Annotated in this window: 9 protein-coding genes, 1 tRNA gene and 1 pseudogene; 7 read left to right on the plus strand and 4 right to left on the minus strand. The window is 64.2% G+C overall.

Features of this window, described 5'->3' with window-relative positions:
• Positions 1-199: 199 nt before the first annotated feature.
• A pseudogene (locus tag QX204_RS17170) lies at positions 200-1,086 on the minus strand (exodeoxyribonuclease III).
• Between the two features lie 1,008 nt (positions 1,087-2,094).
• Between QX204_RS17170 and QX204_RS17175 the strand changes: the two are divergent.
• Complete coding sequence (locus QX204_RS17175) at positions 2,095-2,367, plus strand: MerR family transcriptional regulator (protein ID WP_367620203.1); 273 nt, start codon at positions 2,095-2,097, stop codon at positions 2,365-2,367.
• Between the two features lie 212 nt (positions 2,368-2,579).
• Here QX204_RS17175 and QX204_RS17180 read toward each other — a convergent pair whose 3' ends face one another.
• Entirely contained in the window at positions 2,580-3,032 is a 453-nt protein-coding gene (locus QX204_RS17180; protein ID WP_301907884.1) for a MarR family winged helix-turn-helix transcriptional regulator, read from the minus strand.
• A gap of 58 nt (positions 3,033-3,090) precedes the next feature.
• Between QX204_RS17180 and QX204_RS17185 the strand changes: the two genes are divergently transcribed.
• From QX204_RS17185 to QX204_RS17200, 4 genes are all read left to right on the plus strand, one after another.
• Positions 3,091-3,879: a dioxygenase family protein gene (locus QX204_RS17185; RefSeq protein WP_301907885.1), complete on the plus strand. Its 789-nt coding sequence runs from the start codon at positions 3,091-3,093 to the stop codon at positions 3,877-3,879.
• A 28-nt stretch (positions 3,880-3,907) separates the two neighbouring features.
• A complete protein-coding gene (locus tag QX204_RS17190; RefSeq protein ID WP_301907886.1) occupies positions 3,908-4,405 on the plus strand; it encodes a DoxX family protein in 498 nt (165 codons plus the stop codon).
• A 703-nt stretch (positions 4,406-5,108) separates the two neighbouring features.
• Positions 5,109-6,212 carry an IS630 family transposase gene (locus QX204_RS17195; RefSeq protein ID WP_301907887.1) on the plus strand — a complete coding sequence of 368 codons (1,104 nt, stop codon included), beginning with the start codon at positions 5,109-5,111 and terminating at the stop codon, positions 6,210-6,212.
• Between the two features lie 668 nt (positions 6,213-6,880).
• Positions 6,881-8,623: a recombinase family protein gene (locus tag QX204_RS17200; protein WP_301907888.1), complete on the plus strand. Its 1,743-nt coding sequence runs from the start codon at positions 6,881-6,883 to the stop codon at positions 8,621-8,623.
• Here QX204_RS17200 and QX204_RS17205 read toward each other — a convergent pair.
• Positions 8,605-8,689 (minus strand) — tRNA-Leu (locus QX204_RS17205). The genes QX204_RS17200 and QX204_RS17205 overlap by 19 nt on opposite strands.
• A 97-nt stretch (positions 8,690-8,786) precedes the next feature.
• Positions 8,787-9,935, minus strand: a complete 1,149-nt coding sequence (locus tag QX204_RS17210; protein WP_301907889.1) for an AI-2E family transporter — start codon at positions 9,933-9,935, stop codon at positions 8,787-8,789.
• A gap of 273 nt (positions 9,936-10,208) precedes the next feature.
• Between QX204_RS17210 and QX204_RS17215 the strand changes: the two genes are divergently transcribed.
• Together QX204_RS17215 and QX204_RS17220 are read left to right on the plus strand one after the other, a co-directional pair.
• A complete protein-coding gene (locus QX204_RS17215; protein ID WP_301907890.1) occupies positions 10,209-11,066 on the plus strand; it encodes an MlaE family ABC transporter permease in 858 nt (285 codons plus the stop codon).
• Between the two features lies 1 nt (position 11,067).
• Positions 11,068-11,928: an MlaE family ABC transporter permease gene (locus QX204_RS17220; RefSeq protein WP_301907891.1), complete on the plus strand. Its 861-nt coding sequence runs from the start codon at positions 11,068-11,070 to the stop codon at positions 11,926-11,928.
• Positions 11,929-11,939: the final 11 nt, after the last annotated feature.

Raw genomic sequence — 11,939 nt, forward strand, 5'->3', positions numbered from 1 at the left:
CACAAACTGGGCTCGACAGGCGGCCTGGCACCGCTAAGAGAGGGTTCACGGGGGCCAGGACAGAAATAGCAGGGGACTCGAACCCCTGACCCCCACGCAGCGGTTGGTGCTGGAGCTCAGATCGAGTAGCCATCGACTATGACCAGGCATTTTTCCAGTCGCCCATGTTTGTGTGTCCTGCCGAGGGCACCAGAACTTCTCAGTCAGGCATTGCCGAGTAGGTCACCACGAGTGGGGCGTGATCGGAGAGCCGCTCAGCGGGTGATGGTTCCTTGTCGACGACGACAGACGTGGCGAGGCGGGCGAGACCGGGTGTCGCGAGTTGGTGGTCCACTCGCCAACCCACATCCTTGGCGAACGATTGCCCCGCCCAACTCCACCAGGTCAGTGGACCCGGGCGATCGCCGTGCACCTGTCGCACCACGTCGACGAGCCGACGCGTGCCCAGAATCGAACTGAACCACTCGCGGTCGGCGGGCAGGAAGCCGTCCATCGTGCGGGCGGCACGCCAGTTGGTCACATCGTGGCGGGTGTGTGCGATGTTCAGATCCCCGGTGAGGACGAACTCGCGTCCCGCACTCAGCGCAGCGAGCCGGTTCCGGTGCACTTCGCGGGCGAACGCCGCGAGGAACCTCTGCTTGCGTTCGTACTTGACCCCACCGTCGGGCTGTTCGCGCATCGATCCCGGGCGCTGGAGATGCGCGGGCAAACCCCCCTTGGGGAGATACAGAGAGGCCACCGTCACCGGCCGGTCGGCCAGGTCGACCTCGATATAACGTCCCTGTGCGGTGAACTCACCGAGTCCGCGGGCCCTGGGTGGGTGGGTCACCCACGTCCGCACGGCAGCGGCGGGAACCTTGGTCAGTACGGCCACACCGTTGCGACCGGCCACGGAACCGACGTCTACTGCCGCCGAATAGGCCGGGAAGGTTCCCACATCGGCTGCGGAACAACGCAACTCCTGCAGCGCGACCACATCGACCGACCGGGCCCGCAACCACTGTCGAATCCACGACGACGTGACGCGCGGATTCCGTTGACGTTGAATGTGGCGACAGTGAAAGAGTCAGCGACCGACGAACCCATGGCAACACTGTGCCGGAGACCCCCGTCACCCGCTCAGGCAGCTCCGGTACGCGACCTCGGCGGGACCGGGGAGGTCGGCGAACTGGTTTCCTCGCGCAAGCCGATGGATGGAACCGTATGTTCTCGCCTCCCCCAACGGCACCCGGTTCATCGACACCGAAGCACTGGCGGCTCAGACCGAATATCCCGTGCGGTCCGAGTTCAAGGTCCCCGACACCTTGGACCTGCTCCCGCCACCCGACACCTTCGATACGCACGGGCTGCTGCCGTGTTGGGCATCGGCGGCGCGCCCCGATGGGAACCAGCCTCGCGTACGGTGGACCATCGCAGTGCGGGTGACAAGCAAAGAGTCGGTGCGGTTGTCGATATCTGACGGGCCACTGGCCAGAAGCCGACCCCGCCAACCTTGCCCGGATGCCACCGCCCGCGATCGTGCCCGCAGCTGGCGGGGAGAAGCGGGCGCATTGGTGGCACCGATAGGCACAGCACATTCAGACACCTGAGCAACCTTGGCGCATGCAAAAAATCTACGATGATGGGTGTAGACATTCTCGAAGTTGGCGTATACAGTCGCTCTCGTTCCGATTGAGAAGTCAGATGGCCGGGCAGGTGAGCTGCCCGGGAAAGCTCGACCGCTTCGCCTGGCGGAGAAGAGAATCCGGTGCAGTCGGCCGGACCGCCGACGGGGCGATGAAACAAGGCAAGTGCAGTACCAGCAAGGCAGTACCGCAAGAGGAACCCGACAATCCAGGAGGTGGTTGCCACTGAGTAGTCCTTTACCAGTTCCGCATCCTGGAAGTGCCGGATGCGATATCTCAGACCGGGCCACCATGACCGGTGAACACAGTTGAACTCAATCCCTCAGTCGTAAATCAAGGCCCCGGCACACAGAGTGCCGGGGCCTTGCGGCGTTGAACCCGAGACCTTGTGCAGCACCCGAACACCCCTCCCACCGACGGCACCAGCGCCGCAGACAAACTCGACGACGACACCTACCCCGCCTCCAGCATGGGCCGCGCTGCGGAGATCCTCGGCGTCACCCCAGCGTTTCTGCGTGGCCTCAATGCGGCCTGGCTGCTGACTGCGCAACGCTGCGAGGGCGGGCACCGCCGCTACTCGCGCTACCAACTGCGTATCGCCGCGCGTATGCGCGAACTCGTCAACGCCGGTACACCGCTCGACGCGTCGTGCCGGATCGTAATCCTGGAAGATCAGCTCGCCGAGGTGCATCAACACCGACCTGCAGCACGAACTCGACGACCGCGGCGACGCCCGGCGTAGGTCCCAGCTCCCACCTGATCGAGGCGCTAGGACACGCCTGCGCCACGGCATCGACAGCAGACGGCTTCGTGACGAATTACCTTGCACCCCAACATTTTTGATCGACCCCGCCGGATCGGCGAGCTCACCGGCATCGACCCGTCGGCTTCGGCCGATTCTCGCACGCTGACCGCCGCGCTCACCGTGCACGCGGGACAGTGAACCGCCGAGACCTACTCGGTCAACCGCGCGGTGACCGCACCGAGCCCGTCGACGATGGCCGCACGCTGGGCCGGATCGAGCACATCGATGAACACCCGCCGCACGAGCTCGACGTGACTGGGCGCAATTTCGGCGAGCCGGGCCCGACCCGCGTCGGTCAGAACAGCGTTGACCCCGCGCACATCGGTGTCATGCTCAACCCGGCGCACCAGCCCAGCCTCCTCCAGTTTGCCCACCTGATAGGTGAGCCCGCTTTTGGAGGTGTAAAGGGCTGCGGCGAGGTCGGTCATCCGCATCGCGGCGTCCGGAGCGGCAGCCAGGCGGACCAACACCTCGTACTGGGTGTGCGAGAGGCCCTCAGATTTCAGGTGCTGGTCGACCGCGCGATCGACCAGCGCGCCCGCGGCGAGGAATCGTTCCCACACGCGCATCTCCGTATCGTCGAGCCAGCGAGGTTCGTCCATGCGGCAACCCTAGCCAGCGGCGGAATAGCCAGGCAACCCTGGTTGTTCAAATTTGAACATGGCCAGAATCGACCCGAAGGAGACGACCGTGACCATGCCGGTGCTCTACCTGTCCCACGGCGCTCCGCCGCTTATCGACCACGACACCTGGCCCGCCGAGCTCGCAGCCTGGTCGGCCGACCTGCCCAGACCACGCGCGATCCTCATCGTCTCCGCACACTGGGAGTCGGCACCGGTCAGCATCGGTGCGACCACAACCGTGCCTCTGGTCTACGACTTCAGCGGGTTCGCTCCGCACTATTACGACGTGCGCTACCCCGCACCCGGCGCTCCGACATTGGCCGCGCGGGTCCGCGCACTACTCGGCGGCGCGGTCGCCGACGCCCCCGAACGTGGCCTCGACCACGGCGCCTACGTTCCGCTGACCCAGATGTACCCCGACGCCGACATCCCCGTTCTGCAACTCTCGATCCCTACACTGGATCCGCAGGACCTGATGAAGTTCGGCCGCGCGCTCGCCCCACTGCGCGACGAAGGCGTGCTTCTCGTCGGCAGTGGATTCTTCACCCACAACCTGCGAGCGCTCACCGCCGACGACCAGCACGTGCACGCGTTCACCGCCGAGTTCGACGACTGGGGCCGCCGAGCGCTCGATGACCGCGATCTCGACACGCTGCTCGACTTCGAGCACACCGCGCCCGCCCCCCGCCTGGCCCATCCGCGCACCGAGCATTTCGCCCCGCTGTTCTTCAGCCTCGGCGCCGGCCTCGACGACATCGACTCCCTGCGCACCGTCATTGACGGCTACTGGTTCGGGATGGCACGACGCTCGGTTCAGATCGGCTGAGCCGAGCAGACACGATAAGGACAACAGCATGACGACAACATCGACCACTGCCACCAGTGCCGGCCTGCTCGTGCTTCGCCTCGGCGTCGGCGCGACGATGGCCGCGCACGGCACCCAGAAGCTGTTCGGATGGTTCGACGGCGGCGGCCTCGACGGCACCGAACGCTTCTTCGCCGCAAGCGGCTACCCGTCGGCGAAAGCGTTCGCCGCCCTGGCCGGCGTGAGCGAGACCCTCGGCGGCATCGGCTTGATCCTCGGGCTGATCACACCGCTGGCCGCCGCGGCGATCCTCGGCACGATGCTCAACGCCATCTCCGTGAAATGGGGCGGCTTCTTCAGCCCCAAGGGGGTCGAATACGAAACGATCCTGGCCGTGGCCGCGGCGAGCCTCGCCCTCACCGGCGCCGGTGGTTTCGCATTGGACCGCTTCGTGCCCGGCCTGCGCGACTACAAGATCGGCTACGGCATCGCGGCGATCGCACTGGCCTTTGTCGCCGCAGGAATTACCCTACTGATCCGAAATTGACGGAGACCGAAAAAGCCCCCGCTACTTCCGGTGGCCGCGCACCGCGGCGCACCTCGAGGAGATCGCCGCCTGGTCCTCCGTCGATCAGTTCGTCTGGGGACTTCGCGTGCTGCTCGTCGGGATGACGGCGAGCTGACACGCGAACGCGCCGCGGCCGAGCAGGGCCGCCGCGAAGGCCAGCCACACGCTCCACAACACGTAACGATATCTGTGGGTAGCCAATATCGCAGTGGTCACGGAAAGCTAGCGGTAGCTGAACACGACTCCGAAACCTCAGTGTCCGATCGCGTGCGCATCCTCGAATTCGGCAGCACTGAGATCGTCGGGTGGCGCGGCCAGCACATCCATCTGCCGGAACCGGTTGTCATCCTGGGATCTTTGGTCCTGACAGGGAACCTGTCTGGACCACCCGTATCGACCGCGCTGTGACCGCCCCCCGGTCACAGCTGACCGCAACCCCTACATCTCCACGTCAGCATCATTACGGCCTCATCCGACTCGCCACCGGTAAAGAGCGGCTTATCGGCGCTCAGGCCGCCGGTCGACCCCCTGCGTATGGATTCGATTTGCCGATCTCTCTGTCCGGCCCCTCCCACCCGCGTAACGCCGAAGGCCCCGAGCTCGCTAGTGCCTCGTCCAGGAAGGTTGCCTCGGTAACCGGGTGTCGGGTTGATCGGGCGTCCACGACCGGAGATGCTCGCCGGTGGAGGTGGTGCCGGTGGCGAGGAAGCCGGAAGTGTTTGTGCGAGAGGTCAGCCCGGATGAGGGGCGCCGATTGCAGAAGATCACGAAGACGAGCAAGCAGCCGATCAGGATGCGGCGGGCGATTGTGGTGATGGCCTCGGCGCAACGTCAGCCTGTTCCTGCGATCGCCCGGTTGATGCAGGTCAGCGAAGCCTATGTGCGGCAAGTGATCCACGACTTCAACGAACGGGGGTTCGAGGCTTTGGACCCAAAATGGAGCGCGGGCAGACCGAAGAAGGTGGACCAGGTGACGCGTGAACGCATCGCCTGTATCGCCCGGTGCTGCCCGCGAGACCTCGGCTGGCCGTTCTCGGTCTGGAGTCTGTCGAAGCTGCGAGAAGTATTGGCCACCAACCAGATCGCCGAGATCAGCCGTGAAACTCTGCGTAAGATCTTGAAGGCAGAAGGCGTGTCGTGGCAGGCGGTCAAGACCTGGAAGGCCGGCACCGATCCCGAGTTCGCGACCAAGATGAACCGCATCCTCGATCTCTATGACCAACGACCTGTTGACGGGCGGGTGGTCTGTGTCGACGAGTTCGGGCCGTTGAACCTGCAACCCCGTGCTGGTCGCGGCTGGTTTCCTCGGCGGAAGCCGAAACGGTTGCGGGCGACATATCACCGCACTCAGGGTGTTCGGCACCTCCTCGGTGCCCTGGATCTGGCGACGGGGAAGATCCATTACCGGATCCGGGATCGTAAGCGGTGGCAGGAGTTTCTCGGGTTGTTGAAGTCGCTGCGCGCCCGTTGGCCCGACGACAAGCTCTACGTCATCGTCGACAACTTCTCCCCACACAAACGGGCCGAGGTTCGAGCGTGGGCCGCCGAGCATGACGTGGAACTGGTGTTCCTGCCGACCTATTCGTCGTGGTTGAACTGGATCGAGTCCGAGTTCGCGGCGCTGCGCTACTTCGCGTTGAACGGTACCGATCACCGCAGCCACGGCGAGCAGGACGCTGCGATCGGCGCCTACATCCGCTGGCATAACCAGCATGCCCGACCCAAACGAGACTTCGCTGTCAACTCCAAGATCCGGCGACCGGATTACCTACCGAAGGTTGCTTGACGAGGCACTAGTAATGAGCTCGGGGCCTTCGTGATTGAGTAATCGGCCGCGCACAGGCTTGATACAAGCTAATGGTTGACGTTTCACAGTGTAGACGCGGCTGGCGGGGTTTGGGAATCGGACGGTCGCGCGTCAGTACCAGACGTCGATGGTTTCCACCGACGGCTGACATTAAACTGCTACGTCGCACGGCTCCGCACCCACTGAAAATCAGTTGCCGCAGGGTTAGTGCGTGACCAAATCACGTGATATTCGCTCGCGCAGCTATACTCGATTCTGGAAGAGCCATTGACCGGGAACCCAACAGTAGGTGACCCGTGCCCTCTCTCTCGCTCTTCCCATCCTCTTCACCGATTCCGCTGCCACCCGCGCTGATTCGCCGACTCCGAGCGTGCGCGACCTACCTGACACACACCTCGCTGATCGCTCGGCCGCCGTTGCCGACGATCTCCCACACAAACATCGCGATCCAGCGATCCCGACATCGACATGCCCATTGACGATGTCGACGGACCCCGCCCTGAAAAGCGACTTCCCGAACTGGAAGTCGTCTGCCCTGACACCCCGCCCACCCTACACACATCAGCGGCGAGGGCACTGCTGCGCTTCCTGGTTCATCAGCGCAACAACACATCTGCGCCGAAAGGCCCCGACACCGAGGAGATCTGATGGCCACCGCCGACAACGAATGGGCCGTCCTCGACGACCTTCTCGGCCTCGAGAAAAGCAACGACCTCGAAGTCGGTCACGAAGACCTCGCGTTCTACGGACGCTGCTCCACCGAAGACAACCAAGACCCCGAAACCTCCTATCAATGGCAACTCGGCAACGCCGAGAAATTCGTCGACGGCACAATCGTCACCAGCTACTTCGATATCGGCCAATCACGCTCGGTCCCATGGCATCGCCGCACCCACGCAAACCGACTCCTCGAAGACCTCCGCAACCCCGACCGCGGATGGACCGGAATCGTTGTCGGAGAAGGCACCCGCTGCTGGTTCGGTAACCAGTTCAGCCTCGTCGCTCCCCGCATCCACGCCTACGGCGTCTCGATCTGGGTTCCCGAACTCGGCAGACGCTACGACCCCGACAACGTCACCCACTCGATGATGATGAACATGCTCGGCGGGCTCAGCGAGTCCGAACGACAGCACGTGCAGCAACGCACCCGCGCCAGCATGGACGCCCAAGTCCTCAACGAAGGACGCCACCAAGGCGGACGCCCGCCCTACGGCTACCTCGTCGTCGACGGACCACCACACCCGAACCCGAACCGCGCCGCGGACAACCTGAAGCTGCGGATCCTGTCCCTCGACGCGGCCACCGCACCGGTCGTGCAGCGCATCTTCCGCGCCTACCTCGACGGGCGCGGCCATCGCGCCATCGCCACCGAACTCAACCGCGACAACATCACCTGCCCATCGGCACATCGACCAGAACAGAACAAGCATCGATCCGGCGACGGCTGGCAAGCCTCCACCGTCTCGGCGATCCTGCAGAACCCCCGCTACACCGGCTACGCGTTCTTCGGACGCTGGACCAAACACGAAGTCCTTGTAGACCCCGACGACGTCGCGGCCGGGCACATCGTGCGGTTCAAACGCTCACCCGCACACCGCATCGTGCGATCACGGCGACCCGCCCACCCCGCGATCATCTCCGTCGAGACGTTCACTCAAGCCACCCTGCTCCGCAAGCAACGCGCTGAGATGAGCAACCGAACCCGTAGCCAACGCGAACGCACCACCACGATCCGATCCGGCAACATCTACCTGTTCCGCGGACGAATCCACTGCGACATCTGCGGCCGGAAAATGCAGGCGGAGATCCTTCGCGACGCGGTCTACTACCGGTGCCGTGCACGCACTCTTGCGCCCGGCAGCCCCGTCCAAGCAGTCCATCCCGCAACGATCAATCTCCGCGAAGCAGAACTGATCGAGCCCCTCGACAGCTGGCTGTCGACCCTGTTCAACCGAGAACATGTTGACGAAACCATCGCCACACTGCTCGCAGCGCAAGACAACGACGGCGCTGACACCCGCCGTGTTGCCCTGCAGGCACGGATCGAACAGGCACAAACCCGGATCGGTCGCCATCTCGCTGCGATCGAAGCTGGAATCGACCCCCATGTGGTCGTCGAGGCATTGAACTCCGCGCAAGCCGACAAGGCCGCCGCGCAAGTCGAGTTGAACAACGTCCCCGCAGCGCAACGGTTCACCGAAAAGGAGGTCCGCAAGCTTATCGAGTCATTGGGAGATGTCGGCTTGGTCCTCGCGGGAGGAGCTCCCGAACACAAGCAAGAGCTCTATAACGCAATCGAGCTCCAGGTCCGCTATGCGCACCTGGAGCATCGAGCTACTTTGAATGTTTCCCCTGTTGGGGCTAACGTGCGTGTCCGGAGGGGGACTTGAACCCCCACGCCCTAATACGGGCACTAGCACCTCAAGCTAGCGCGTCTGCCATTCCGCCACCCGGACTTGCTGGTGTGCCAAAAGATTATCCGACGCGCTGTCGGAAACCAAATCGCCCAGTTGACCTGCTGTTTTTGCGGGTGGGGCTGTGTCGGGACACGGGTCAGTCCTCGGCGGGTTCGGCAGTTGTTCGCTTGCGGCGCGGGGTCGTCTGTTCGATGCGCGGATCCTCGGTCACCGTGAAGTGTTTGATGTACTCGGACAGGAACGCCTGCAGTGTCGCGGTGGCCGGGATGGCCAGTAGCGCACCGACTGCTCCGAGTAGCGCGCCACCGGCGAGCACCGCCAGTAGTGCGACCGCGGCATTGACGTCGACGGTGCGCGCGGTGATCCGCGGCTGCAACAGATAGTCCTGTAGCCACTGGTAGACGATCGCGAACACGATGATCCACACCGCGTCCATCGGGTCGACGGTCAGGGCCACGAACACCGGGACGGTCGCGGCGATGTAGGTGCCGATGGTCGGGATGAACGCGGAGATCACGCCGAACCACACGCCGAGGGCGATGGGGTTGGGGATGTGGAGCAACGCCAGGAAGGCCCCGTGCGCGACCGCGGAGACGATCGCCAGCAGTACCCGCGAATACAGGTAGCCGCCGGTTTTGTCGATGGCGAGGTCCCAGGCGTGCAGGAAGGTCTGCTGGCGGGAGGGTGGAAGCAGAGAACAGACGGTGCGCCGCACCTTCGGACCGCCCGCGGTGAGATAGACGCTGAACAAGGCGATGCTCAGGATCTGGACCAGACCGCCCAAGACGGTGGTCGACACGCCCCAGGCGTTGTCGGCGGCGGTGTGGGCGTAGCTCTCGAGCAGGTCGGACTCGCGCATCATCCGCTGACTGAGGTCGTGCATCGTGAAGTGTTGGCCGAAGGTGTGATTGATCTGGTCGACGCCCTCGTTGAGCAGGCGCGGCGTTTCACGGACCAGGTTGGTGGCCGTCTCCACCAGCAGCGTCACCAGCGCGGCGAGAAAGGCCAGCACACAGGCGAAGGTGCCCACGAAGACCAGACCGGTGGCGAGCCCGCGCGGGACGCCACGTCGCACCAACAGCGCGACGGCCGGTTCCATCGCCAGCGAGATGAAGAAGGCGACCAACAGGATGATCAGGATTCCGGTCAGTCGATGAAACGCCCAGTCGGCTAGCAGGAACAGCCCGAAGAACACCAGTGCCAGCGCCATTGCCCGAGGTAGCCACTTCGGCATCCTGGTTGGTGCCGGCGCCTGCGGGACGTTGTCTGGGGAGTCGATGTCCACGGCTTCCAGTGTGGCCCCGGACCAGCCCTTTTCCCGGCTCCGACGCGGCCGTCGACGCTCGCGGCCGACCGCTCACCGTGGACGCGGCACATCCAGTAGTTACACCCTCACCGCCCCATCTTGGGCCGTTTCGGCGGCGGCCGGAGCCTCGGCTTGCTACAGTCCCAGACAGCTGACTACGGGTGCGTAGAAATTGTTTATACATCCGTGTAGATCAGAGGGTCTGATCCGGTCGAGCAGCTCGGCGACCGCACTGAACACGGGGTGATCGAGATGATATCCATAGACAATAAGTCCACTGCACCAACTGATTTCGAGCTAGTTGTCCGGTTCTGTCTCGACTGGTGGCGTGACCATCCACGCCAGTCCGTCGAGACCGCGGGCCGACAGGTCACCATGGCGTGGCAAGCCACCACGGAGCTGCTCCGAGCACTGGTTCACCGACGCTTTCCGCTGTCGGAATTCCTCCGTCAGAGCTCTTTCATGGCAGGTGTCTCAGCCACTCCGACGCTGCTGGTCGCCATCCCTATCGCGGCCATCGTGTCGATCCAGATCGGTTCGCTGGTGAGCCAGGTCGGCGCGACGACCTTCATCGGGGCGGTCAACGGCCTCGGCATCATCCGTCAGGGCGCGCCGCTGGTCACCTGCCTGATGATCGCGGGTGCGGTCGGTTCGTCGATCTGCGCCGATCTCGGTTCCCGGACGATCCGCGAGGAGATCGATGCCATGCGGGTGATGGGCGTCGATCCGATCGGCAGGCTGGTCGCGCCGCGCCTGCTCGCCGCGGTGCTGGTGAGCGTTCTGCTGTGCGGGTTCGTGGTGTTCGTCGGATTCGCCACCGGCTACGTGTTCAACATCTTCGTTCAGGACGGCACACCCGGTTCCTACATCAGCACCTTCGCCTCGTTCGCCGTGGCGAGTGATCTGCTGGTCGCGCTGGTGAAAGCCGCGGTGTTCGGCGCGCTCACCGCGATCATCGCCTGTGACTGCGGTCTGAACACCAAAGGTGGTCCGGGTGGTGTCGCGAACGCGGTGAACTCCGCGGTGGTCAGCTCGGCGATCGTGTTGTTCGCGGCCAATATCGCGCTCACCCAGATCTACAACACCGTGTTCCCTTCCAAGGTGCTCTGAGATGGCCCTTTACATACCGCCCCTGCTGCGTCCGCTCCGCGCTGCCAAGGCCGCGACCACCCCGCTCACCGAGGCGAATGCGCGACTGGGACACCAGGGGGTCGTCTTCGTCGAGTCGTTGCTGGCCATTCCGTTCGTCCTTCGGCACTACCGCAAGGAGGTGGTGCGCCTGATCATCGATGTCACCTGGGGCAACGGCGCGCTGGTGGTCGGTGGCGGCACGGTCGGGGTGATCCTGATTCTGTGTGGCTTCGGCGGCATCACGGTGGGAATGGAATCGCATACCGCCTTGGATCTGCTGACGATGAGCCCGCTCACCGGCGCGATCTCCGGTTTCGCCACCACCAGGGAGCTGGCTCCGCTGCTGGCGACCATCGCCTTCGCCGCTCAGGCCGGTTGCCGGTTCACCGCCCAGATCGGCTCGATGCGGATCGCCGAGGAGATCGACGCGCTCGAGTCGATGGCGATCCGCCCACTCCCCTACCTGATCACCACCCGCATGCTGGCCGCCGCGGTCGCGATTCTGCCGCTCTACAGCGTCGGCATGGCCACCGCCTACTTCACCACCAAAGTCACCGCTTTCTTCCTGGGAGACAACGGCATCGGCACCTACGACCACTACTTCCACCAGTTCCTCGACCCGGGCGACATCGTGTACTCGGTGCTCAAAGCGGTCGCGTTCGTGCTCGTGGCCACCTTCATCCAGTGCCACTTCGGCTACATCGCCGCGGGTGGGCCCGAAGGCGTCGGAGTCGCGGCCGGACGCGCGATCAAGATGACGATCATCGTCGTCGTTTTCCTCAATCTGCTTCTCACACTCGCAATCTGGGGCGTCGACTCCGGTATCCGAATCTCCGGATAGGGGACCTGAAA

Origin of the sequence: Nocardia sp. PE-7, assembly GCF_030486425.1 — a bacterium.
Classification (GTDB): Bacteria; Actinomycetota; Actinomycetes; order Mycobacteriales; family Mycobacteriaceae; genus Nocardia; species Nocardia salmonicida_A.